The organism is Candidatus Pelagibacter sp. (assembly GCF_052049675.1).
Classification (GTDB): Bacteria; Pseudomonadota; Alphaproteobacteria; order Pelagibacterales; family Pelagibacteraceae; genus Pelagibacter.
Window position 1 is genome coordinate 676,741 of record NZ_JBNGZM010000001.1, and the last position, 23,802, is coordinate 700,542.

Here is a 23,802-nt window from a genome sequence, read left to right on the forward strand (position 1 = left end):
CCCCCCCAACAAGTTGGGGGAGATTTAAAATTTATATTATGTTTAACCTTAATGATCGTGTGTAAATTCTTCCCACACTTTTTTATTATCAGCTAACCATTTTTTAGCAGCATCTTCGTGAGTCATTTTGTCAACGTCAACTAAAGCTGCCATTGCTCCAATTTGACTTGTAGAGAATGACATTTTTTTGAACGCTTTTGCTGCTTTAGGATGAGTTTTTGGGAAATCCTCATGAACTGCTTTTTTCAAGTATCCATCAGGAGAACCACATTTACCATCTCCACCATCTTCTGGTCTACAACCAGCTGTGTATGGAGGGAAATCAATAAATGTAAAACCAGCACCATCTGTAAAGTTAGGCGTCCAGTTGAAGATAATTGTTCCTCTTCCTTCTTTTTCAGCTGCAGCTAACTCTGCCCAAAGTGCATCAGCACTTCCAGCAAATTTAACCCACCATAAATCACCTAAACCTAGTGCATCAACCCTTTGTGGGATTAAGTCACCATGCCAAGTTTGTGGACCTTCCAACATTCTTCCTTTTCCATCTGGTGAGTCAGGTGTTGTAAAGTTTTTAGCACAATCCGGATTTTTTAAGGCTGTCCAATCTGGTAAACCTGGGCATAATCCTTTTTCAGTAACCCAATTTGGATATCCCATATCCTCAAGAGTTCTTGCTTCATGATCACCCCAATCTAATAAACCACCTTTATCTAAAGCAGTAGTAAAAGATTTACCAAATGCAGATTCCCATACCTCATGAGATATAGTTACATCTCCAATTCTAATTGACTCATAAACTGCTTGTGAGTCAGCGTTAACGTATTTAACGTTATTACCCATACTTTCGAAAATCCCACCAATAACGTAAGCCATTACAATTTGACTTGACCAGTTATGAGTTGGGATAACGATAGGCTTCTTGCTATCAGCGTTAGAAATTCCCGCAAAACTTACTACAGAAATAACCAGAGCAGACAGTAATGATATTATTTTTTTCATGTATACCCCTCTATTAATATTAATATCAATAGTCTATGACAAAAAGAATAGGTAGGTAAAGAATTATTAGTTCTAAAAAATATATATATATTTAAACAATAAAAATAATGATAAAAAATATAACAATATTTAAAAATTAAAATGTTAGGAACAAGTAAAGATATTAAGTATCCCGGTTTAAATATTTTACCACCTGGAGTTGAAAGACATGTTGTTAACGGTGGTGCTCTTACTGCTTTTCAAATTTTTCCTGATGATGAAATAGAAATAATCAATAACGAGGGAAATCAAATATGTGAGATTATTTGTTTTGATAAAGATGGAAACTCAGATGTTGGAATATTAAATCTTAAATCAAACAATGAAAAAAACTTTATAAGAAATATTCTTGGTAGCAATGATGAAACAATTTTAGCTACCAACTATCAATTAAAAAAAAGAGATTTAAAAATTTCTAATTCAAAATCTTCAATAATATTTGATCTAGACACAGAGCCTGGTGAAAAAATTAAATTAAAGTCAAAAGATAAATGTTATGCAATATTTGCAGCTCCTGGAAAAGATATGGATGTTACAAAACAAAATCCACCAACTGATTTAACTATATTCGTTAAAAGAGCTAAAATTGTTAACGATAAGGAATTAAATGTAATTCCTGATCCCGTTTTCGAGCCTGTTTATGAAGAGAATATAAAGAAAGAAAGTTGTATATCTTATGAAGTTAAGGAAGGAGATTATATACAGGTAATAAGTCCAACTGGCAGACAATGTTCCGACTTTGTGGCATTCGATACAAGAAAATTAGAAAAAGGAATTGAAAAAGGATTAGACTGGCAAACTACAAGAACATTCATGGGTAATACTTTCCCAGGACCAGGTTTGTTCTCTAAATTTTACGACACAGATCATGAACCACTTGTTGAAGTAATAAGAGATACAGTTGGAAAACACGATACTTTTAACCTTGCATGTACTTCAAAATATTATGAAGACTCAGGATACTTTGGTCATCCAAACTGCTCAGATAATTTAACTGAAAGTATGTCAAAATACGGCGTTCAGAAACAAAAAGGTTGGCATGCAATTAATTTGTTTTTTAACACTTCTGCTGGAGGATTAAATTCTGTAATTTCTGATGAATCTTATTCAAGGCCTGGTGATTATGTAATGTTTAAGGCTTTAAAAGATTTAACAATAGGAACAACTGCATGTCCAAGTGATATAGATCCTTGTAATTCATGGAATCCTACTAATATATTTGTTAGAACTTATGACAAAAATAAAGAATTTAGAAAGTCATTTGGTTTTAGAATGAAAGCAGACTCTGAAAATAAACTTACTAGAAATTCTGGCTTTTATGAAAGAACTTCAAAATTAACTAGAAACTTTGTTGATGCAAGAGGATTTTGGCTTCCAAATGATTACACCAAACATGGTTTAGTTAATGAGTACAATGCTTGCAGAAATGATGCTGTATTAATTGATCTATCATCGCTCAGAAAATTTGAAATAATTGGTCCTGATGCTGAAGAGTTAATGAACTACACTCTTACAAGGAATATAAAAAAACTTTCCGTTGGACAAGTTGTGTATTCCGCAATGTGTTATGAAAATGGAATGATGTTTGATGATGGAACTCTTTTTAGGTTAAGCGAAACAGGTTTTAGATGGATATGTGGAGATGAGTATGGTGGAGAATGGCTAAAAGAAATTGCAAAGAAAAAGAATTTTAATGCTATAGTTAAAAACTCTACAGACCAAATAAGCAATGTATCTTTGCAAGGTCCTAAAAGTAGAGAAATTTTAAAAAAAATTATCTTTACACCACCAACACAGCCTTCGATAGACGAGTTAGGCTGGTTTAGATTTACAATTTGTAGAATAGAAGAACTTCAAGGTATACCATTAATTGTTTCAAGAACTGGTTATACTGGTGAGTTAGGTTATGAGATATGGTGTCATCCAAAACATGCACCAGAAGTTTGGGATAAATTAATGGAAGTAGGTAAAGATCATGGGCTCATTCCAGCTGGGTTCGCAGCTTTAGATAAACTTAGAATCGAGGCCGGTTTAATTTTATTTGGCGCTGAGTTTGACGGAGAACAAGATCCCTTTGAAGCTGGCATAGGATTTGCTGTTCCCTTGAAAACAAAAGAAGAAGATTTCATTGGTAAAGAGGAATTAATAAAACGAAAAACAAACCCTCAAAAGAAATTGGTAGGATTAGAACTTAATGGTAAAGAAATAGCTGGTCATGGAGACTGTGTGCACATAGGTAGATCACAAGTAGGTATAGTTACTAGTGGATGTTTATCATCAACCTTAAACAAAAATATTGCTTTGTGCAGAATTGATTTACAGTATTCTGAAATTGGAACAGAGGTAGAAGTTGGAAAAATAGACGGACACCAAAAACGAATTAATGCAAAGGTAGTTGGATTTCCATTCTACGATCCAACAAAGTCAAAAGTTAGAGCATAAAGAAAGATCATGCCCAAAGAAAAAAAAACACTCTTAGATTTTTGGGAAGATCAAATGAGACAATCTCATACGTCAAGTAATTATTTTTTTAGAAAATCGCCTTCACATTATCATATGATGTTGTTGGTAATGTCTGCTTATAAAGAAGATAAAAAATTATCAGTAGAGGAATTAAAAACAAAACTTTTTAAAACCTCTAGACCTAAATCTGCTTTAATAATTACAGAGGCTTGTGAAAAAGGATTCTTTAGACTGGAAAAAACTTCAACTGATCAGCGAATTAAAAATATAATGCCAAGTGAATCATTTATTAAAGAATTCAATGATTATTTGCTTACTTTAAAAAACATAAGTTATTAGCCAAATATTTGAATAAGACCGAAGTATCTATATTTTATATATAAATTTTAGTTCTATAAAAAATTATATTAATTGCCCTTGCCAAAAAATAATGTTTTGTCATGACGACATTACCCTCAAAGGCTAAAGTAGTTATAATCGGTGGTGGAATACATGGTCTAAGTACTGCTTGGAAACTTTCTGAAACTTACAAAAATCCTGGTGACATCGTTGTCTTAGAAAAAAAAGATACTGCAGCTGGTGCAAGTGGAATTGCATGTGGTGTTGTAAGAAATAATTATTTCCAACCAGCAATGAGAGAATTAATGGCTCACTCAGTTTCTGTTTGGGAGAGTGATCCTAAAGCATTTAAATACAATCCAGTTGGTTATATGCAAATATCACCTGAGGTAATGCATGAAGATGTTGCAACTATTTATGAACAACAAAAAGCTATAGGATACGAGTCAGTCTTCATAGAAGGTGAAAAAGATTGTACAAATTATATGAAGGATATTTTTGATGATTGGCAAGCACAAGGTATCACTTCTGTACTTCATGAAAAAAAAGGTGGATACGCATTTAACAAAGATTCAATTAAGGCACTTGAGAGTAAATCTACATCAAATGGTGTTCAAGTGATGAAAGGTGTAAAGGTAACAGGATTTAAAAAAGGAAGTAACAGTCAAGCTGTTACAGGAGTAGAAACGGACAAAGGCATAATTGAATGTGAACAGGTTGTTATTGGTGCAGGTCCTTGGGCAAGAGATTTTTGGAACATGTTGGAATTACCTAAAACAGCAAATATAAAAGATAAAGATGGAAAAATGCATGAGACTGATATGTGGACATATTGGATGTTACAAGAAGGTGTTATTGGTGTTGAACCAGATTTTCTAAAAACAAATGATGGAAAACAACCCCCTGTAGTTCATGTAGACTCAACTGCTCCGTTATATTCAGATAAAACTAAAAAATTATTAACAGATAAAATTTGGGGAATTTATTATAAACCTGATATTGATGGATTAGGTGTTCAAGGTGGTACTTCACCTTACATAGTCAAAAAACATTTTGATCAAGTTAATGTTGATCCTTATGGAATTGAGTCACCTGAGTATCAAACAACTGATGCTTTTAGTGAAATGTGGTGCTCAGCATTAGCTCATTGTCAAAAAAGATTTGAAGGTAAATCTGATTTATATAGAAAAGGACCTTCGGGTGGTCTTGGATGTATGACACCAGACTCCTTTCCAATTTTTGACAGATTTTTTGAAAACGTTTACATGATTGCAGATGCAAACCACGGTTATAAAATGATTGGGGTTGGCGAACTTGTTGCAAAAGAAATTCTTGGTACTGAAAGTGATTTGTTAAAACCATTTAGATTCAACCGTTACGAGAAGGGAGAACTTCACCCTACTTCGAACAGTCCGTTTCCTTGGAGCTAGACTCTAAGCCTAGACACAAATAAATTTTTCAGCTACTTTTGAATAAATTAAATTCATTGAGGGGTGAAAATGACAGATCTAGAGAAGCACGTTAACCAGCCAGGTAGAGCAAAATTAGTTAAAAAAGTCAGAGAAAAAATTAATGAACTTGGCATCACGTATATTTATTATCAATTCATTTCTGTAACTGGTAGAGTTGTTGGTAAAGGTATCCCTGCAGATCATTGGGAAAGAACTGCAGAAAAAGGATTTCAATTAGTTTATGGAGCAACTGCAAACTTATTTTTAGATCGTCACAATAATTACATCGGCTATGGTCCAGAAGCTATGGAGCTTGTTGGAATACCTGATCCTGAAACTTTTGTTCAATTACCATGGGATAAAAGAGTTGGAAGAGTGTTTGTAACTTGTTTTAGAAATAGAGAAGAAAGAAAAAATCCAGGCAGTCATTTAACTTCAGATTGCAGAGGAAATCTAAGAATTTTTATGGATGAATTTAAGAAAAAACATGGTCTAGAATTAAGAGTTGGTACTGAGCCTGAAATGATGTGGTTAACAAAAAATGAGGATGGTACACCAACTGGAAAAGGTTTTTCTAAACCATTCTGTTATCACATCGATCAGTTTGAATCATTGAGACCAGTATTTATGAAGGTTATTGAGTACGCTAAAGCAATGGGTCTTGATATGATTCAAGGAGACCATGAAGATGCGCCAGGTCAATTAGAATTAAATTGGACCTATGATAACGTTTTAAGGAACGCAGATAGATTATCAACCTACAGACAAATTTGTGCTCAAGTTGCAAGAGAACATAATTTGATAGCTTGCTTTATGACAAAACCATTTATGGGTGTTTCTGCAAGTGGTTGTCATACAAATATGTCTTTATGGAAAGGTGGAAAAATTAAACTAAACAAACTTGGGAACAAAACACTTCCAGGTGTTGAAGAAGTATTTAGTTATGTTGAAGGTGGAACTAATACTTTTATGCCTGATACTAAGGATATGCAATTACCAGGTAAAATTGGTTTACAATCAATTGCAGGTATTATGAAGCACTTACCAGCATTAACAGCTCTAGGATCTTCAACAGTAAACTCTTATAGAAGATTATGGGATCAAGGATTTTGGGCTCCTGTTTACGCTGATTGGGGATACCAAAACAGAACTTGTGGCCTAAGAGTTTCTGCACCAGGAAGATTTGAGTATAGATCAGTAGATTCGATGCACAATCCTTACTTATTAGGTGCTGCTTTATTAAAAGCTTGCGATGAGGGTATAAGTAAGAAAATGAAACCTGCAGCCCCAGAGTCTAGAAATATTTATGAAGCTCAAAAAGCTGGTAAAGATGTTAAAAAACTTCCATTAAGTTTAGGTGAAGCTTTGGATAGACTGGCAGAGGATGATGTAATTAAATCTGCAATGCCAGATGAGATGTATAAAGTTTTTCATTGGTATAAAAATGATGAGTGGGAAAGATTTCTTGGTGCAACAACACAATGGGATCTGGATACTTATCTTGATTGTCTACCGTAGGTCACAGAAATAGATAGAAAGGGTATAAATATATGTGTGGAATAGCAGGTTTAATTCATAGAGGAAAATCTTCAAATGTTGGAAGTGAGCTACAAGGGATGCTCCAAGCATTAAAACATAGAGGTGAAGACTCTACAGGATACGCTTTATATGGAGATACAGATGGAAAAAACTTCATTATGCGATTTAAAGTTGGAGAAAACGTAGGAGAAGGAAGTTCATCGGTTATGGAAGATGTGTCAGTTTATGATGAAAGAAAAAAAATTGTAGATGAAACTCTAGCTGAGATGGGAGCTAAAGTAATTAAAGAAGAAAGAACTCTTCCTTACTCTCTAAGATATGAAATTGATTATGATACAAAAGATTTGTTAGACTTTTCACAAAGAATTGAAAGTATTCCAGGTGTTGAAATTCTATCTATGGGAAAATCTTTAGAAGTAATTAAAGATCTTGGAAATGCTAAAATGGTCTGTGACAGATATAGTTTAGATAAAGTAGTTGGTACACATGCAATCGGTCATGCTAGAATGGCAACTGAATCAGGTGTTGATATTAAGTCTGCGCACCCATTCTGGGGCTATCCATTTAGTGATGTGTCTGTAGTTCATAATGGACAATTAACTAATTATTGGAACAACAGAAGAGTTTTAGAAAATAAGGGAATGAGATTTATGTCTGAATGTGACTCAGAATTAATTGCAGTTTATATTGCAGAAAAAATGAGACATGGAGCAACTTTAGAAGAAGGAATGAAAGAGTCATTAACTGGTCTTGATGGGGTTTTCACATACTTTGTTGCAACTAAAGATTCATTAGGTATGGCTAAAGATACTATGGCTGCAAAACCTTTAGTATTGTACGAATCTGATAATTTAGTTGCAATGGGATCAGAAGAAATTGCAATTAGGTCTGTGTTACCACAAGAAATTGATACATATGATCCATTTGATGGGGAGGTGAAAGTATGGCAAATCTAAAAACTGTTTCGAAAAAATCGAAAGCCCAATCAATGGGTATGCACACTGAGGTATTAACAGGAAGAACTCAACAAAAATTCTTTAATCCTGATGAAGCAGAAAACTTTTATTACTTTGGTACGTACGATGTAGATTTCAATAAAAGAACTGAGCTTGATGTTAAAGACATGACAGCACCAGAAGCTAATAAAGAAATTGATAACTTAATGAGCCAAGGGTATGGAACAATAGTTATTAAAAACCCACAAGGTAAACACAGTCTTGGAGTTGGTATTTTAAATAAACTGAATTTAATTTTTGAAGGAAGTTTAGGTTACTTTGGAATGGGTTCTTGTGATGGTCCAATAGTCAGAATTAATGGAAGAGTTGGATGGTCTTGTGCAGAAAACTTGATGGCTGGTAAAGTGGTAATTGAAAAAAATGCTGGATCATGTTTTGGTGCGGCAATTAGAGGTGGAGATTTAATTTGTAAAGGTAGTGTTGGTGCCAGAACTGGAATTGACATGAAAGGTGGAACTATCATTATTGGTGGAGATGCGGGTGCATTCACAGGTTTTATGATGCAAAGAGGAAGAATAATTATACTTGGGGACGTTGGAATTAACTTGGGTGACTCTATGTATGATGGGACAATTTTCGTAGGTGGAGAAATTGGGTCATATGGTAGTGATGCTGTAGATTCAGAATTAACACCTAGTGATCAAGATTGGCTTAAAAGAAAATTAAAAGTTGCTGAGATTGGTGAAAATTTTGACGTAAGTAAAATGAAAAAAATTGTAGCAGGTAAAAAACTTTGGAATTATGATAATTTGGAACCTACAGAGAAGAAGGGAGCAATTTAATGCCTAAGAAAAAAAGTAAAAAAATTAAAAAGAATGGAAAAGGTGTCGGTGGAAAAGCAGATGTCCATGTGCACGAAGAAGGTAAAAGAAATAAAAGTTTATTAGGACATAATGCTATCTTCACTCCTGAAGTAATAGACGACATTCACATAAAAGCTCAATTAGGACGATACAGAATGCGTGGTATGGCATTGATGAAAAAAATTCCTACGTTTGACGATTTAGTATTCTTACCTGGAACACTTACTAGATTTGTAATTGAGGGCTACAGAGAAAAATGTGAAACAAAGACTGTAATCGGTCCTAGATGCGAAAATCCGATTGAGTTAGATATTCCAGTTTATATTACAGGAATGAGTTTTGGTGCTCTATCTTATGAAGCAAAAACTGCTTTAGCAAGAGGAGCAACTATGGCAGGTAGTGCTACATGTTCTGGTGAGGGTGGAATGATACCTGATGAAAGAAGATATTCTGAAAAATGGTACTACCAATGTATTCAATCAAGATATGGTTTTAATCCACACCACGCACAATTAGCAGATGGTATTGAGGTATTTATTGGACAAGGTCAAAAAGTTGGAATGGGTGGACATTTAATGGGTCAAAAAGTTACTGACCAAGTTGCAGAGATGAGATCATTACCATCTGGTATTGACCAAAGATCTCCAGCTAGACACCCTGACTGGTTAGGACCAGATGATTTAGCTTTAAAAGTAGAGGAGTTAAGACAATTAACAAAAAATAAAGTGCCAATTCAATTAAAGTTAGGTGCATCTAAAGTATATGATGATGTGCGTATGGCTGCTAAATGTGATCCTGACTCTATTTACTTAGACGGAATGGAAGGTTCTACTGGAGCCGGCCCACATATCGCTGCTGCAAACACTGGTATTCCAGGTATAGCTGCAATTCGAGAAGCTAGAAGAGCAATCGATGATGTTGGTAAAACTGGAAAAGTAACATTAATTTATGCTGGTGGAGTCAGAGACGGTGCAGACATGGCTAAAGCTTTAGCTCTTGGAGCTGATGCAATTGCTATTGGTACTGGTTCAATGATTGCATTAAACTGTAACAAAGATATCCCAGAAGCTGACTTTGAAAAAGAGATGGGAGTAAAAGCAGGTGAATGTTATCACTGCCATACAGGACGTTGCCCAGTTGGTGTTGCAACTCAAGATCCTAAATTAAGAGCAAGATTAAACCCTGATGATGCTGCATTAAGAGTTTATAATTATCTTCACTCAATGACTTTAGAAGCTCAGCTTTTAGCAAGAGCTTGTGGGAAAACAAATATCCACTCTCTAGAGCCAGAAGATTTAGCTGCTTTAACATCAGAAGCATCGGCTTTAGCGAAAGTTCCATTGGCTGGAACTAACTACACAGTTGGTGTTGATAACTACCACAAAATATAGAAGTAACTATGCCCAAAAAAAAAAATAAAAAATTATCAAAATCAAAAGAGACAAAAGGTCAATTAGGTAAAAAAAAAGAGACAGCCAGAGAAAAAATGATTGGTCAGTCTATTGGTTACAGATATGATGTTAATCTTTTACCTGATTATAGCAAAATCACCCCTTTTCTAAAAAAATATATAGAAGCAATGGGATGGGACGATCTGAATTGGTTAGAAGATGTACATATGGGTTATGAAGAAGATAGACCTGCTGTTTTCTGTAGAAATGCAAATGGTTGGGTTACTATTCCAAGTTCAATAAAGTTACCTAACAATCAACAAGATAGAGATATGATTGCAAGAGAGCTTTTAGTTAAGTTTCAAATGTCTCCAAAACATCCCCTTGTTGATTTGAAAAAAGCTTACTTGAAGTTTTAATATTACAATCAATAGTTGATTATTTTTGTAAATCTGGTGTTCATAACTGGATTTTTTCAATCTCTTTATATTTGTAACGACTCATAAAATTTAATAGGGTTTAAATAAACAAATATGGAGAGAGAATATGACTGATCAGTTAGGTGCTCTTACCACGATATTTACAGAATTTTACTACTGGACAACAGTGGTACTAATGTTTTTAATTCACGTTGGTTTCTGTATGTATGAGGTCGGAGCTTCAAGATACAAACACCATCAACATACTCTAATGAAAAACACAATGCTGATACCATTAGTAACAGTAACTTGGTTTTTGTTTGGTTGGTGGATTTATTGGGCTTTTCCAACTGGACCTGGATTAGCTCCGTCAATAATGACAGAAAGTACAGGGCTTGTACTAGGTGGAGGATTTGGAGGAAATGATCTTGCTAATCCTACAAATGCTCTTATGGCAATCAATCTTAATGACCATATAATGGGTGTGTTCTGGGCAGCATTCCTTTTATTTTCATGGACCGCAGCTTCTATAGTTTCAGGTGCAGTTATTGAAAGAATAACAACATTTGCATTTGGAGTTTTGGCAATTGCCATAGGATCTGTTTTCTGGTCAATAGATGCTTCATGGGGATGGCACTTTGACGGTTGGATGCTTAAAATCTTAGGTTATCATGATGCATATGCATCAGGTGTAATTCACGCTATTGCTGGTGGATTTGCTTTAGGTGTACTTATGGTTTTAGGTCCAAGAATTGGAAAATTTTCATCAAGTGGTGAGCCAAGAAATATTGGTCCACGAAATCCTTGGTTAGTAACAATTGGATTGTTCTTAATTTACACCGGATTTTGGGGATTTTATGCAGCTTGTAACGTTCCAATATATGATCTAGGCCCAGAGTATGGCATGGAAGGTATATCATTCTGGACAGCAACTAATATCTATTTAACACCTACTACTTTAAGTGGAATTACAATGAACTTTTTGATGTCATTGTCAGGAGGTTTATTGGCTGGATATGTTATCGCTAAAGGTGATCCTTTCTGGACTTACTCAAGTGGACTTGCTGGCATTATATGTGCATCTGCAGGAAACGACTTGTATCATCCAATTCAAGCATTGATTATTGGTATGATTGGAGTTGTTATTGCCTACAAACTTCATTATTGGGTTGAACGAAAGTTCAAAATTGATGATGCTGTTGGAGCAGTAGCTGTACATGGTTATGCTGGTTTTGTAGGTCTTGTAATTTGCGGTTTCGTCTTAAACGGTTACCCTTCATCTGGTTACAGTGTTGGGGCTATGTTTGATGGAACAACTTATGCAACAATTAATCCACTAGGACAATTTATTGGAGCAATAATAATGTTCTTTGTTTTAGGATTAATACCTGGCTATATCATCGCTAAAGTTCTTAATGGTATGGGTAAATTAAGAATTCCGCGAGAAGTTGAAATAGCTGGACTAGACTATGAAATGATGGAAAGTGCTAAAGAAGACGAAAAAGCAGTTTCATCAGCAACCAGGTAAAGGAGAAAAATATGGCAACAGTATCAAACTGGATAGATCATCTTAATAAACCAGCTGAAGAAGTTGGCGGATCGGTTTATCCTGGGGCTGGATCTAGTGAATTTATACTAGTTCTTGTGTTAATTGCTGTGTGGATAGGATGGACTGTAATTACAAGCAAATCTGAAAGTGATGAGCTAAACACATTATCCAGAAAAAGACACAGTGCTAACGACCATAAAAGTAATATTACTGAATGGTAAAATAAAATTTGGGCGCTACAAGATTGTAGCGCCCTTTTTAAATAATTTAAATGAGTGAAGACAAAAACGAACAACTGAGACCGAGTAAAATGAGAGGTGTAGCTTTTCCAAAAGCAAAGTATGGAGTAATTATTGCAATTATCCTAATAATTTTAGTTAATTTTATTTATTATAAAGAAACTATCTTTTCATTTTTCAAATAATTGTGGTAGCCTTAGCAATGGCTAAAAACTTATTTAAAATAGCAAAACAAAAAAAAATAAAATACTTCTTAATAAGTTTTGTTGATCTTTTTGGTGTACTTAGATCAAAACTTGTTCCTGTTCATGCTATTAAAGAAATGCAAACTGCTGGGGCAGGATTTGCTGGTTTTGCAGCATGGCTAGATATGTCTCCTGCAGATAGTGATATGTTTGGTATTCCAGACCCAGATAGTTTAATTCAATTACCTTGGAATAAAGAAGTAGGATGGCTTGCATCTGATTTGTGGATGGACGGTAAACCTGTGGAAGCTTCCCCAAGAGTAATGTTAAAAAATCAAATAAAGAAATTAAAAAAACAAAATTTAACGATGAAATCAGGTGTAGAGTGTGAATACTTTTTAATCTCACCAGATGGAAACTCAATTGCAGATCCGAGAGACACTCAACCTAAACCTTGTTACGACCAATCTGCGTTAATGAGGAGATATGATTTAATCAAAGAGATTTGTGATTGCATGATTGAGATGGAATGGGGTCCTTACCAAAATGATCATGAGGATGCTAATGGTCAATTTGAGATGAATTGGAACTATGATGATTGTCTAAAAACGGCAGACAGACATACTTTTTTTAAATATATGGTAAAAACTATAGCTGAAAAACATGGTTTAAGAGCAACATTCATGCCTAAACCATTCGAAAACCTCACAGGTAATGGCTGTCATGCCCACATATCAGTTTGGGATGGAAAAAAAAATAAATTTTTAGACAAATCAGACAAACTTGGATTAAGTAAAATAGCTTATAATTTTTTAGGTGGAGTAATTAAAAATGCTTCCTCATTATCTGCTTTTTTTAATCCAACAATTAATAGCTACCGTAGAATTAACGCACCCCCAACTAAGTCTGGAGCATCTTGGTCGCCAAGTAGTATATCTTATACAGGAAATAACAGAACTCATATGATAAGAATTCCAGACCCTGGAAGATTTGAATTGAGGTTGATGGATGGATCTGCAAATCCATATTTATTACAAGCAAGTGTGTTAGCAGCAGGGTTGAATGGATTAAAACATAAAATCAATCCAGGCGAACCTTTAAATTGTAACATGTATACAGATTACAAGAATTACCCTGACCTGCCAAAACTACCAAATGAACTTAAAGAATCACTTGAACTTTTAAGAAATAATAAGGAAATGAATGACGCTTTTGGAAAAGAAACAATCAATAGTTATATAAAACTTAGAAAATCTGAAATTAATGAATTTGATAATATAGAAAATTTCGATAAGTCCAAACCTGTAACTCAATGGGAAAGACAAAATACTTTAGACTGTTAAAGTGAAGAGTTTAAAAAGCATTAAAAACTGGACACTTACAAAATATTTAAAAAATAATAATTTTATTTTTAAAAGAAATTATGTTTTAAGATTTGTTCCTTCATTTCTATTAACAAACGCTTTTAAATCAATTTCCAGTTGGAAAAATTATAAACCAACCCCATTATTAAAACTTGATAAATTACAAAAAAATTTAAAACTAAATAATGTTTTTTATAAGGATGAATCTAAAAGATTTCATTTAAAATCATTTAAAGCTTTGGGTGGTGCTTATGCTGTTGAAAAAATATCTGAAGGAAAAAAAAATATAATCATCTCCTCAGCAACCGCTGGAAACCACGGAAGATCTGTAGCATGGGGTGCGAAAAGGCTGGGGTTAAAATGTAAAATCTTTGTTAGTCAATACGTTAGCGACACAAGGGTTAAAGAAATTAAAAAATTCGGTGCTGAAGTAATAAGAGTTAAAGGAGATTATGAAAATTCACTCAACGAATGCAAAAAATTATCAAAAAAAAATAATTGGAAAATTGTACAAGATGTTTCAACAAAAGATTACAAATTAGTTCCTCAACTTACTATGGCAGGGTATTCCATAATCATCAAAGAAATTTCTAAACAAACAAATCAATATATAACCCATATTTTTTTACAAGCTGGTGTTGGTGGCATGGCTGCTGGTGTAGTAACTGGTGTTGCAAAATATTTTAAAAGAATTCCAAAGATAATAATTGTTGAGCCTGATAGAGCTGATTGTGTTCTTCAAAGCATAAAACACAATAAATTAAAAAAAATTAAAATTAAAAAAGAGAGCATCATGGGTGGAATGTCATGTAATGAAATGTCATATATTCCTTGGCAAATATTGAAAAAAACGAGCAATTGTTGTGTGTCTGTAAGTGATCGAAATGTTGCTAAAACTGTAGCGATGTTGAAAGACAAAAAGCTTAGTAAAAATTCAATAATTGGTGGAGAGTGCTCTGCACCTGGTATTATAAGCCTAATAGGCGTTTGTAATAATACTAAAATTAAAAAAATTATAGAACTTAATGAAAATTCTAATGTTTTGGTAATAGGATGCGAAGGTAATGCAGATGTAAAACTTTACAAACAACTGCTATCTAAGGGCAGAAAATAAATTTAAATGAAAAAAAATGCGGTATTTTGGATCAGAGAAGATTTTAGAATTGAACATAATCCTGCACTATCTTTTGCAAGTCAAAATCATGATAACGTTATTGCGTTGTTTATTTATAATAAAACTGATTTTGATAAAAAACGAGAAGCACAAAAATGGTGGCTATATAAGTCTTTAGTGGAATTTAAATCAGAATTATTTAAATACAAAATCAATCTTCAAATATTAGAAGGAGACGAGATAGATATATTATCAAAAATTAAAAAAAAAGATAATATTTCTGTCTATTGGAATAAGATATATGAACCAGATGTAATTGCTAAAGGAAAAAAAATAAGAGATGCTTTTATAAAAAACGAAGTTGAATTCAAATATTTTAAAGGAAATATTCTTAATGAGTTTCAAGAAGTAACTAAAAATGATGGTACACCTTTTAAAGTATTTAGTCCATTCTGGAGAAATGCCGAAGAGAAATATCTTAATTTGCCCCCAAGCAAAAATTATGTTGTAAAAAAAAAAATTAAATTAATTTCTTTTTTTAAAAACAGTATTGAACCTAAAAATATTTTACCAAAAAAAAATTGGTATAAAAAATTTGAGAAATACTGGAAAGTTTCTGAAAATGATTCGAAAAAAGTTCTTAACAATTTAATTGAAAAAAAAATTAAAGATTATGGAACAGCTAGAGATTATCCATCAATCGAGGGTACATCAAAATTATCTCCATACATTAAACATGGTCAAATTCACGTAAGTACTATTTGGCAAAAATGTAATGAAATAAAATCTAAAGGAATTGGCTATAGGAAATATATCAATGAATTAGGGTGGCGTGAATTTTCACATAGTTTAATTAATTATTTTCCCGAATTTTTAAAAGGTAATTATAGAAAAGAATTTGATAAATTTCCGTGGGTAAAAAATGAGAAATTTTTAAAGGCATGGAAATCAGGAATGACTGGCTATCCTATTGTCGATGCTGGAATGAGAGAATTATATGAAACTGGATGGATGCATAACAGAATTCGAATGGTTGTTGGTTCCTTTCTTGTAAAACATTTAAGAATTAATTGGACAGAAGGTGAGAAACATTTCAGAAATTGTTTATTAGATTTCAATAAAGCAAATAATGTAGCTCAATGGCAATGGGTTGCAGGTTGTGGAGCTGATGCTGCACCTTACTTTAGAATATTTAATCCGATTTTGCAGGGAGAAAAATTTGATAAGGAAGGTTTTTATGTAAAAAAATGGGTTCCCGAATTAAGCAAAGTGCCAAAAAAATTCATTCATAAGCCATGGCAAATGGAATTAAAGTATCAAGAAGCTATAAAAACAATTATTGGCAAAGATTACCCAGGCCCTGTTGTTGTTCATGAAGAAGCTAGAGCTGCAGCTCTTGAAGCGTTTCAATCTTTGAAGAAAAAATAAATTTAATTTTATTCTCCAATAAAATGATGAATTATAGTTCTTTTTTGAGCCTCTAATCTGTGTTCAAATAAATATATGCCCTGCCAAGTTCCAAGCAACAAGTCACTATCTTTCACACTTAGAGAAATTTGATTATTAGTTAATGCGGATTTAATATGTGCAGGCATATCATCTTTTCCCTCTGTAGTATGAACATATAATTTGTTATCCATAGGAGCTAATTTATCAAAATAATTTATTAAATCTGTTTGTACACCTGGATCTGCATTTTCTTGAACAATTAATGAGGCGCTTGTGTGCTGAATACTTAAATTAAGAATACCATTTTTAAAGTTATTTTGACCAATCCAATGAATTGTATCATTAGTAAATTCATATAACTTTTGACCATTAGTCTTAATTTGAAGATGGTAAAATTCTTGTTTCATTAATTATACTCCTTCGATGTAAGCTCATACAAACGACTAATGGTTCGTTTAAATGGTTTTTCTAACAATCTTGAAGAGGTAAATTGATCTAAATTTATATCAGCTGTAACTGCTAATGAAATATTTTTATCATAAATTACATCTAACAAAGTGATAAAACGTTGTTGTTGATTTGAATTTACATCATTAAATTGAGGTATTTGATCAATTACCATAAATTTACATTTTTTAACAATTTCTAAATAATCTTCCGCTCCTAAATTTTGATCACAAAGATGATTAAAGTCACATCTAATAATTCCCTCATAAAAGTTTTCTATTTTAAATTCTCTTCCCTTCACATTAATTTTTATTAAAGATTGTTTTTTATCCTTTGTTATGGTTCTAAAAAATTTGTTAATCTTAAAATTGGTTTCTTGATTAAGTGGAAAAAAATATCTTTTTTTTTGATTATCATTAGATTTTCTATAATCATCCTCAATTATTAATTCACACTCTACTGATTGATATTCCATTATTTTTATAAAAGGTATAAATTGTTCACGTTGAAGACCTTCTTTATAAAGTTCTGAAATTTTAATGTTTGAAGTTAAAATAATTTTAATATCTTCTTTAAATATTTGTTCAAATAGTCTTCCTAAAATCATTGCATCAACAATGTTTGTTACTTGGAACTCATCAAAATAAACTAATGAAGCTTTTGATTTTAAATTTTTAACAAATTGATAGATTACATTTTCCTCATTTTTTTCTTTTTGCTGATGGACAAAATCATGAAAACCTAACATAAATTCATTAAAATGCTTTTTTAATTTTTTTTCTTCAAAATGATCATAAAAGAAGTTTAAAATCATTGTTTTACCAACTCCTACACCACCATACAAATAAAATCCTTTTTTAGTTTTTTGTTTGGAAAAAAATTTAGAAAAAAATGATTTGTAATTACTATTATGATAATCTTCTAATTTTTTAATAACTTTGATTTGATTAAGATTTACTTCTAAATTTTGATTTTCACAGTAAGATATGAATTCTTTTTCAAATTTTTTTGGCATCAATTTTTTTTAGTTTTAAAGTCAATACCATACTCTGATCTTGGTCCTTTCCTTAGCCCAAATGGACCTGAGATAAATAAAGTTAATGGTTTGGTTCCTGGTTCCAAATCTACACGATGCAAATTATTTGCTGATCTGAAACCAATATACCCTGGCGGGCGCCAAAATTTGCCAGTGCTTAATGTTTCCCAATAACCCCCTCTTAAAATTATCGTAATATAAGGAAATGTGTGATTATGGACTCCTTCTCCATGATCATCTGCTAGCATCTCATGAATTAATATATTAAACGGAAACCATTTAGGCCGATACCTCATCAAAACATAGTAACGGTTCATCCAAGGCTTTGCTTCTTTAAAATTAGGATGAGAAGGGCCCCTGTCCAATACAACTTTTTTTCTTCCAATTTTTTCTAAAAATTTTAGGAACATGTTTAATTATATTGTACAATTGAACCATTTGTTACTACATATAAATTATTATTAAATATAAACGGTTCAGAGACTAATCCGCCAGAAACTTTTTCAATTTTACTTACTTTTCCGTCCTCTATTCCAGCTATGATCATTTTACCATCAGAGTTAGTTAAATATAAATTTTTGTCCCCAATCACGAAACCAATTGGGTAAATATTTTTTCTTTTTTTATTTTTGTAATTCAGAAATAAATCTGTAATTCGAACTATATTACCTGTATTTTTATCAATTAAATATAAATAACCTTGATTTGAAATTGTGAAAATTAGATTTCCAACCAAAATAGGTTTCACATTAGAATTAACTTCATTTATCCAGTTAATGGTTCCTATTTTTAAATCAATTGAATAAAACTGGTTTTTATTGTTTGAAAAATAAACAGAATTTCCATCTGATACTAGTTGAGATGTCTTAAAATTATAAGTTTCATTTACTATCGAGCCACTCTGTGTGGGTATTTGCCATGAAATTAGACCAGTTTCAATATCTACAGCTGTAATATCTCCTATTGAATTATTAAAAATAACACTATCGTTTAAAATAATTAAAGAATATTTAATATTTGAAATTGTAAATGAATCCTCAGTTTGCAAATTCCAACATTCAGAACCATCTTTAATTTTAAAACATCTCAGTATATTTTTATAATCAATAACAAATATTTTATCTTTATGCTTTTTAATATTTGAATTAAATGAATACTCATTATTTTTTAACCAATTTAATTCTCCAGTACTAATATTCACAGAATAATATTTAGCTATACTATCGGTCACTAAAAGATTTTGACCATCTAATAAAAAATTAAGTTTTGGTTTTAATTTTTTTTCAGATTTTGAATAATGATTTTTTTTCCAAGTGACTTTCTGATTATTATCGTACCTTGTAATTGAACCTTTTTTGTCAAAAAATATAATTCCATTTTTTAAAAAAATTGGCCTGAAATCTAATTGATTAAGTTTTTCTAACTTTGAGAATTTAAAGTTACCAATCTTTGTTAATTCACCTTTGAAATTTTGCAAACCTAGATTATTTTGGTTATCATTTTTTTTATTATTTATTTTTATTGATGATAAATCTAATTTTAAATCTCTATTAAATTCTGAAACACTTATATTTTCTTCTGCAAAAACTTTTGTTATTTTTTTATCTGTTTCTAATTTATTTTCTTTATCTTTCCAAATCCTGGAGTTTTCATTAAATGAACAGTTATTAAGAAAAAATAATGCAATGAAAGTAAAAATTAATTTATTCACTCAAGTCTCTGTTCAATCTTTTCTCTGCTTGAAGCCTTATATCTGGATTTGAATTTTCTAAAGCTATTATTTGGTTGAAAAATTCTTTAGCTTTTTGATTTTGATTATTTGCATAAAAATATTCCGCCATTAAATATAAAGAATGTGATTTCCATACACTTTTTGAATTAATTAGTGGATTTAACATATTTAGAAGATCGCTCTCCTGAGCGTTATCTGCATTGAAGAGTGCCTTCTTGTATATAATTAAGTTTTTAATTTCACTGTCTAATGAAGTATCATTTATCAATATATCAAACAATGAATTGATTTTGGACTGATCACTTACAAGATTATTATCAATGATAAAGTAGAGTGATAGAGGTGAATAAGTTGGATCTTTCGTATTTATAATTTCAATAAGACTGCTAGCTGTTTTTTCTTTTGTTTTTTTTGAATAATCAATGATAATTGAATGATAACTCTCTGAGATATCATTTTTTTTATTAATTAAATATTTATCGTAACTAAAAACACCTACTATGATAATTATTAAAATAATTATACCTGAAATTATTTTATTTTTATTATTTACAAAAAAATACTTAATTTTTTCATTTCTAGTATTGGTATTTATAATAGATAAATCTTCGTCCATAACTAAATCATATTCCTTAAAACGTACTGCAGAATACCTCCGTTTTTATAATACTCTAATTCATTTTTTGTATCAATTCTGCATAAAGTTTTAATTTTCTTTATTTCGCCAGAAGCATATTTAATTTCGACTGTCACTTCATCTGAGGGGTTAACACCTTTTTCTATATTTAAAATACTAATTAATTCAGAACCAATTAATTTTAGATTTTTTCTATTTACATCGTCGATAAATTGTAATGGCAATATACCCATTCCAATTAAATTAGATCGGTGAATTCTTTCAAAACTCTCTGCAATTACTGCTTTTATCCCAAGTAATTTTGTTCCTTTAGCTGCCCAATCTCTAGACGATCCGGTTCCATACTCTTTTCCACCGATTACAACTAAATCTGTTCCTCTTTTTTTATATTCTACTACCGCATCAAAGACGGGAAGAATTTTTTCTTCTGGGTATAACTTTGTAAAACCACCTTCTGTACCAGGAGCCATCTCATTTCTAATTCTTATATTTGCAAAAGTTCCTCTCATCATAACTTCATGGTTACCTCTTCTCGAACCATAAGAGTTATAATCTTTAGGTAAAATTTGGTGTTCCATAAAATATTCACCAGTCGGACTATCTTTTTGAATACTGCCAGCTGGCGATATATGATCAGTGGTAACCATATCACCTAAAATTAATAATGGTCTTGCATCTTTAATTTCTTTAAATCCTTCTGGTTTATCTGGTAAGGAGTCAAAAAATGGAGGTTTTTTTACATATGTTGACTCCTCATCCCAATTATAGATACTGCTTTTATCAGTTTTAATTTTTTGCCATTGAGTTGGGCCCTCTGAAACATTTGAATATCTTTGTATAAACATCTCGGCATTAAGTGAATCTTTTAAAGTTTCTTCTATCTCTTTATTTGAAGGCCAAATATCTTTTAGAAATACATCCTTTCCTTCTTTATCTTTTCCCAATTGATCTTTATATAAATCAACTTCCATATGCCCAGCTATTGCATATGCAACAACAAGTGGGGGTGAAGCCAAATAATTAGCTTTTATATGTGGAGAAATTCTTCCCTCGAAATTTCTATTTCCTGATAAAACTGAAACTGCATAAATATTTTCTTTTTGGATCGCTTCTACAATATTTTCTGGAAGTGGTCCTGAATTTCCAATGCAAGTTGTACAGCCATACCCAACTAAATTAAAGCCAAGCTGATCTAAATAAGTGTTTAATCCAGCTTTTGCCAAATAGTCTGTAACTACTTGAGATCCAGGTGCGAAAGAAGTTTTTACCCAAGGTTTAACCTGCAAACCTTTTTCAATAGCTTTTTTAGCTAATAGTCCAGCTCCAATTAAAACATTGGGATTAGAAGTGTTCGTACAAGATGTTATTGCTGCAATCAATATTGAACCATCTTTAATTTCATAATCTGTATTTGTTACTTTTGAAATTGATTTTTCATTTTTATTTGTAGCTTCCTGCAATACTTTTTGAAACGAACTGGGTGCATCTGTTAAAAGAACTTTGTCTTGAGGTCTTTTTGGTCCTGAAATAGTTGGTACAATTGTTGACACATCTAAAGATATAATGTCAGTAAATTCTATCTCGTTACTCGCCCATAAACCTTGTTCCTTGGCATAATTTTCGACGATATCAACAGTTTGTTGATCTCTTCCAGAAAATTTTAAATACTTTAATGTTTCTTCATCAATAGGAAAAAAGCCACAAGTAGCACCATATTCTGGTGCCATGTTTGCAATTGTAGCTCTATCTGCAAGAGTTAAATTTTTTAAACCCTCTCCATAAAACTCAACAAACTTACCAACAACACCTTTATCTCTTAACATTTTAACAACAGTTAAAACTAAATCTGTTGCAGTGGTTCCTTCTGGCAATTTGTTTTTCATTTCAAAACCAATTACTTCTGGTATTAACATAGAAATTGGTTGACCTAACATTCCTGCTTCAGCTTCAATTCCTCCAACACCCCATCCTAAAACAGATAAGCCATTTACCATTGTTGTATGACTGTCTGTTCCAACTAAAGTATCTGGAAAAAGATACTTTTCCCCTTTAAATTCTTCTGACCAAACAACTTTTGATAAATACTCTAGATTTACTTGGTGACAAATTCCTGTTCCTGGTGGAACTATTCTAAAATTATCAAATGCCTGTTGTCCCCATTTTAAAAAAGAATATCTCTCACCATTTCTTTCAAATTCTATGTCAACATTTTTTTCAAAAGAATCTGCTTTTGCAGATTGGTCAACTTGTACAGAGTGATCAATTACAAGATCAACTGCAGATAATGGATTGATTGTATTTGGATCTTTATTTTTTTCTTTGACTGCTTCTCTCATTGCGGCTAAATCTGCAACTGCAGGTATTCCTGTATAATCTTGAAGCAAAACTCTTGCTGGTCTATATGCAATTTCAGTTTTAGACTTTTTTGTCTTTAGCCAGTTTTTAATCGCTTCTATTTGAGATTTCGTTACAGTTAAATCGTCTTCATATCTTAATAAATTTTCTAGTAAAACTTTAAGAGATTTTGGAAGTTTATTAATTCCTTCAAGTCCATTTTTTTCTGCTTCATTTAATGAGTAATAATTATACTTCTTGTCATTAACTGTGATTTCTTTAAGTGAATTATAAGAATTTTTGTTTCCCGGGGTCATATTATAAATAAAAAGTTATTATGCTTGTTAAAAGAAGCAGTGACATAGCATAATTAAAGTAATTAATAAATTTCTGATTTGTCGCAAATTTCCTGAAAAATTTACCTAAAAAAGTCCACAGAGTTATGCTAGTCACTGAAACAATTAAGGCCATAATTATAATTTGAGTCGTATAACTTACAAAGGTTTCGCCTGGATTAATATAAGTTGAAACAAGAATAATTGATGCAATAACCCCTTTGGGATTTAAAAATTGAAAAATAAAAGTTTCATGAAACTTAATTGGATTTTTATTTTTATTTCCCTGATCAGAAGATCCTGAAAAAGAAATTTTATATGCTAAATAAATTAAAAATAGAGTTCCTAAATATTTTAATATATCTTGAATTAATGGATAGAGCTTAAAAATATTTATCAGACCTAGAGATAAACATAATAACAAAAATGGAAATCCTAAAGTTACACCAGTTATATGTGGTAGTGTTCTTAGAATACCAAAATTGAAACCAGAATAGAAAGCAACAAAATTATTTGGTCCAGGAGTAAATGCTGCAACAATTCCAAATAAAGTTATAGAAAGAATTTCAGGATGCATTTCTAAGCGATTGGTAATCCATTTTCTGCTTTTTGAGAAGGATGAACAAGTGTAACCTTACCATTAGCATCAATTGCTCCTAAAACCAATACTTGAGAAACTATTCCAGCAATATTTTTTTCAGGAAAATTACAAACAGCAATAACTTGTTTTCCTTTTAAATTCTCCTCATTATAATAGTGAGTAATTTGAGCTGAAGATTGCTTAATACCAAGTTCACTTCCAAAATCAACTTCAATAACTAATGAAGGTTTTCTAGCTTTTTCATTTTTTTTAACAGAAATTACAGTACCAATTCTAATATCTACTTTATCAAAATCATTATAGGTAATTTGCTCTTTAATC

Annotated in this window: 23 protein-coding genes; 14 read left to right on the top strand and 9 right to left on the bottom strand. The window is 31.8% G+C overall.

What is annotated here, in order from left to right:
* Nucleotides 1-48: 48 nt before the first annotated feature.
* Nucleotides 49-999, bottom strand: a complete 951-nt coding sequence (locus ACTT9L_RS03765; RefSeq protein WP_440925010.1) for an ABC transporter substrate-binding protein — start codon at nt 997-999, stop codon at nt 49-51.
* Between the two features lie 141 nt (nt 1,000-1,140).
* Here ACTT9L_RS03765 and ACTT9L_RS03770 point away from each other — a divergent pair, with 141 nt between their 5' ends.
* From ACTT9L_RS03770 to ACTT9L_RS03835, 14 genes are all read left to right on the top strand, one after another.
* Nucleotides 1,141-3,480, top strand: a complete 2,340-nt coding sequence (locus ACTT9L_RS03770; protein WP_440928005.1) for a DUF1989 domain-containing protein — start codon at nt 1,141-1,143, stop codon at nt 3,478-3,480.
* Between the two features lie 9 nt (nt 3,481-3,489).
* Nucleotides 3,490-3,840: a hypothetical protein gene (locus ACTT9L_RS03775; protein WP_440928006.1), complete on the top strand. Its 351-nt coding sequence runs from the start codon at nt 3,490-3,492 to the stop codon at nt 3,838-3,840.
* A 101-nt stretch (nt 3,841-3,941) separates the two neighbouring features.
* Nucleotides 3,942-5,270, top strand: a complete 1,329-nt coding sequence (locus tag ACTT9L_RS03780) for an NAD(P)/FAD-dependent oxidoreductase (RefSeq protein WP_440928007.1) — start codon at nt 3,942-3,944, stop codon at nt 5,268-5,270.
* 69 nt (nt 5,271-5,339) lie between these two features.
* A complete protein-coding gene (locus tag ACTT9L_RS03785) occupies nt 5,340-6,809 on the top strand; it encodes a glutamine synthetase family protein (protein ID WP_440928008.1) in 1,470 nt (489 codons plus the stop codon).
* A 32-nt stretch (nt 6,810-6,841) separates the two neighbouring features.
* Nucleotides 6,842-7,786, top strand: coding sequence for a glutamine amidotransferase (locus ACTT9L_RS03790; protein WP_440928009.1), 945 nt, complete (start codon nt 6,842-6,844; stop codon nt 7,784-7,786).
* Entirely contained in the window at nt 7,774-8,628 is an 855-nt protein-coding gene (locus tag ACTT9L_RS03795; protein WP_440925004.1) for a GXGXG motif-containing protein, read from the top strand. Before ACTT9L_RS03790 ends, ACTT9L_RS03795 begins: the two co-directional genes overlap by 13 nt.
* Complete coding sequence (locus tag ACTT9L_RS03800; RefSeq protein WP_440928010.1) at nt 8,628-10,040, top strand: FMN-binding glutamate synthase family protein; 1,413 nt, start codon at nt 8,628-8,630, stop codon at nt 10,038-10,040. Before ACTT9L_RS03795 ends, ACTT9L_RS03800 begins: the two co-directional genes overlap by 1 nt.
* A gap of 8 nt (nt 10,041-10,048) precedes the next feature.
* Nucleotides 10,049-10,459 (top strand): hypothetical protein, encoded by a 411-nt coding sequence (locus ACTT9L_RS03805; RefSeq protein ID WP_440928011.1) that lies wholly within the window; start codon nt 10,049-10,051, stop codon nt 10,457-10,459.
* A gap of 127 nt (nt 10,460-10,586) precedes the next feature.
* Nucleotides 10,587-11,987: an ammonium transporter gene (locus ACTT9L_RS03810; RefSeq protein ID WP_440907608.1), complete on the top strand. Its 1,401-nt coding sequence runs from the start codon at nt 10,587-10,589 to the stop codon at nt 11,985-11,987.
* Nucleotides 11,988-11,998: 11 nt separating this feature from the next.
* Nucleotides 11,999-12,229: a hypothetical protein gene (locus ACTT9L_RS03815; RefSeq protein WP_440928012.1), complete on the top strand. Its 231-nt coding sequence runs from the start codon at nt 11,999-12,001 to the stop codon at nt 12,227-12,229.
* A gap of 50 nt (nt 12,230-12,279) precedes the next feature.
* Nucleotides 12,280-12,432 carry a hypothetical protein gene (locus ACTT9L_RS03820; RefSeq protein WP_440928013.1) on the top strand — a complete coding sequence of 51 codons (153 nt, stop codon included), beginning with the start codon at nt 12,280-12,282 and terminating at the stop codon, nt 12,430-12,432.
* A gap of 17 nt (nt 12,433-12,449) precedes the next feature.
* Complete coding sequence (gene glnT, locus ACTT9L_RS03825; RefSeq protein WP_440928014.1) at nt 12,450-13,775, top strand: type III glutamate--ammonia ligase; 1,326 nt, start codon at nt 12,450-12,452, stop codon at nt 13,773-13,775.
* Between the two features lies 1 nt (nt 13,776).
* Nucleotides 13,777-14,910 carry a diaminopropionate ammonia-lyase gene (locus ACTT9L_RS03830; protein ID WP_440928015.1) on the top strand — a complete coding sequence of 378 codons (1,134 nt, stop codon included), beginning with the start codon at nt 13,777-13,779 and terminating at the stop codon, nt 14,908-14,910.
* 6 nt (nt 14,911-14,916) lie between these two features.
* The gene (locus tag ACTT9L_RS03835; protein ID WP_440928016.1) at nt 14,917-16,338 is read left to right on the top strand and encodes a cryptochrome/photolyase family protein; all 1,422 of its coding nucleotides are present in this window, start codon (nt 14,917-14,919) and stop codon (nt 16,336-16,338) included.
* Between the two features lie 8 nt (nt 16,339-16,346).
* On the opposite strand, the gene ACTT9L_RS03840 is transcribed toward ACTT9L_RS03835, so the two are convergent.
* Genes ACTT9L_RS03840 through ACTT9L_RS03875 form a run of 8 tightly spaced genes read right to left on the bottom strand, consistent with a single transcriptional unit; the run spans nt 16,347 to nt 23,801 of the window.
* Nucleotides 16,347-16,766 carry a secondary thiamine-phosphate synthase enzyme YjbQ gene (locus tag ACTT9L_RS03840; RefSeq protein ID WP_440928017.1) on the bottom strand — a complete coding sequence of 140 codons (420 nt, stop codon included), beginning with the start codon at nt 16,764-16,766 and terminating at the stop codon, nt 16,347-16,349.
* Nucleotides 16,766-17,821 (bottom strand): cell division protein ZapE, encoded by a 1,056-nt coding sequence (gene zapE / locus ACTT9L_RS03845; protein ID WP_440928018.1) that lies wholly within the window; start codon nt 17,819-17,821, stop codon nt 16,766-16,768. Before zapE ends, ACTT9L_RS03840 begins: the two co-directional genes overlap by 1 nt.
* Nucleotides 17,821-18,252, bottom strand: coding sequence for a hypothetical protein (locus ACTT9L_RS03850; protein WP_075504010.1), 432 nt, complete (start codon nt 18,250-18,252; stop codon nt 17,821-17,823). Before ACTT9L_RS03850 ends, zapE begins: the two co-directional genes overlap by 1 nt.
* A gap of 2 nt (nt 18,253-18,254) precedes the next feature.
* Nucleotides 18,255-19,553 (bottom strand): PQQ-binding-like beta-propeller repeat protein, encoded by a 1,299-nt coding sequence (locus ACTT9L_RS03855; protein ID WP_440928019.1) that lies wholly within the window; start codon nt 19,551-19,553, stop codon nt 18,255-18,257.
* On the bottom strand, nt 19,546-20,190 hold the full coding sequence (locus ACTT9L_RS03860; protein WP_440928020.1) for a hypothetical protein: 645 nt from the start codon (nt 20,188-20,190) through the stop codon (nt 19,546-19,548). Before ACTT9L_RS03860 ends, ACTT9L_RS03855 begins: the two co-directional genes overlap by 8 nt.
* Before the next feature lie 2 nt (nt 20,191-20,192).
* The gene (acnA, locus tag ACTT9L_RS03865) at nt 20,193-22,862 is read right to left on the bottom strand and encodes an aconitate hydratase AcnA (RefSeq protein ID WP_440928021.1); all 2,670 of its coding nucleotides are present in this window, start codon (nt 22,860-22,862) and stop codon (nt 20,193-20,195) included.
* Nucleotide 22,863: 1 nt separating this feature from the next.
* The gene (locus tag ACTT9L_RS03870; protein ID WP_440928022.1) at nt 22,864-23,457 is read right to left on the bottom strand and encodes a LysE family translocator; all 594 of its coding nucleotides are present in this window, start codon (nt 23,455-23,457) and stop codon (nt 22,864-22,866) included.
* 2 nt (nt 23,458-23,459) lie between these two features.
* A complete protein-coding gene (locus ACTT9L_RS03875; RefSeq protein ID WP_440928656.1) occupies nt 23,460-23,801 on the bottom strand; it encodes a tRNA-binding protein in 342 nt (113 codons plus the stop codon).
* Between the last annotated feature and the right edge of the window lies 1 nt (nt 23,802).

Excerpts from the sequence above, each read along its gene's own strand:
- ACTT9L_RS03765 (WP_440925010.1), bottom strand. The coding sequence starts at position 999 with ATGAAAAAAATAATATCATTACTGTCTGCTCTGGTTATTTCTGTAGTA.
- ACTT9L_RS03770 (WP_440928005.1), top strand. The coding sequence starts at position 1,141 with ATGTTAGGAACAAGTAAAGATATTAAGTATCCCGGTTTAAATATTTTA.
- ACTT9L_RS03775 (WP_440928006.1), top strand. The coding sequence starts at position 3,490 with ATGCCCAAAGAAAAAAAAACACTCTTAGATTTTTGGGAAGATCAAATG.
- ACTT9L_RS03780 (WP_440928007.1), top strand. The coding sequence starts at position 3,942 with ATGACGACATTACCCTCAAAGGCTAAAGTAGTTATAATCGGTGGTGGA.
- ACTT9L_RS03785 (WP_440928008.1), top strand. The coding sequence starts at position 5,340 with ATGACAGATCTAGAGAAGCACGTTAACCAGCCAGGTAGAGCAAAATTA.
- ACTT9L_RS03790 (WP_440928009.1), top strand. The coding sequence starts at position 6,842 with ATGTGTGGAATAGCAGGTTTAATTCATAGAGGAAAATCTTCAAATGTT.
- ACTT9L_RS03795 (WP_440925004.1), top strand. The coding sequence starts at position 7,774 with ATGGCAAATCTAAAAACTGTTTCGAAAAAATCGAAAGCCCAATCAATG.
- ACTT9L_RS03800 (WP_440928010.1), top strand. The coding sequence starts at position 8,628 with ATGCCTAAGAAAAAAAGTAAAAAAATTAAAAAGAATGGAAAAGGTGTC.
- ACTT9L_RS03805 (WP_440928011.1), top strand. The coding sequence starts at position 10,049 with ATGCCCAAAAAAAAAAATAAAAAATTATCAAAATCAAAAGAGACAAAA.
- ACTT9L_RS03810 (WP_440907608.1), top strand. The coding sequence starts at position 10,587 with ATGACTGATCAGTTAGGTGCTCTTACCACGATATTTACAGAATTTTAC.
- ACTT9L_RS03815 (WP_440928012.1), top strand. The coding sequence starts at position 11,999 with ATGGCAACAGTATCAAACTGGATAGATCATCTTAATAAACCAGCTGAA.
- ACTT9L_RS03820 (WP_440928013.1), top strand. The coding sequence starts at position 12,280 with ATGAGTGAAGACAAAAACGAACAACTGAGACCGAGTAAAATGAGAGGT.
- glnT (WP_440928014.1), top strand. The coding sequence starts at position 12,450 with ATGGCTAAAAACTTATTTAAAATAGCAAAACAAAAAAAAATAAAATAC.
- ACTT9L_RS03835 (WP_440928016.1), top strand. The coding sequence starts at position 14,917 with ATGAAAAAAAATGCGGTATTTTGGATCAGAGAAGATTTTAGAATTGAA.
- ACTT9L_RS03840 (WP_440928017.1), bottom strand. The coding sequence starts at position 16,766 with ATGAAACAAGAATTTTACCATCTTCAAATTAAGACTAATGGTCAAAAG.
- zapE (WP_440928018.1), bottom strand. The coding sequence starts at position 17,821 with ATGCCAAAAAAATTTGAAAAAGAATTCATATCTTACTGTGAAAATCAA.
- ACTT9L_RS03850 (WP_075504010.1), bottom strand. The coding sequence starts at position 18,252 with ATGTTCCTAAAATTTTTAGAAAAAATTGGAAGAAAAAAAGTTGTATTG.
- ACTT9L_RS03860 (WP_440928020.1), bottom strand. The coding sequence starts at position 20,190 with ATGGACGAAGATTTATCTATTATAAATACCAATACTAGAAATGAAAAA.
- acnA (WP_440928021.1), bottom strand. The coding sequence starts at position 22,862 with ATGACCCCGGGAAACAAAAATTCTTATAATTCACTTAAAGAAATCACA.
- ACTT9L_RS03870 (WP_440928022.1), bottom strand. The coding sequence starts at position 23,457 with ATGCATCCTGAAATTCTTTCTATAACTTTATTTGGAATTGTTGCAGCA.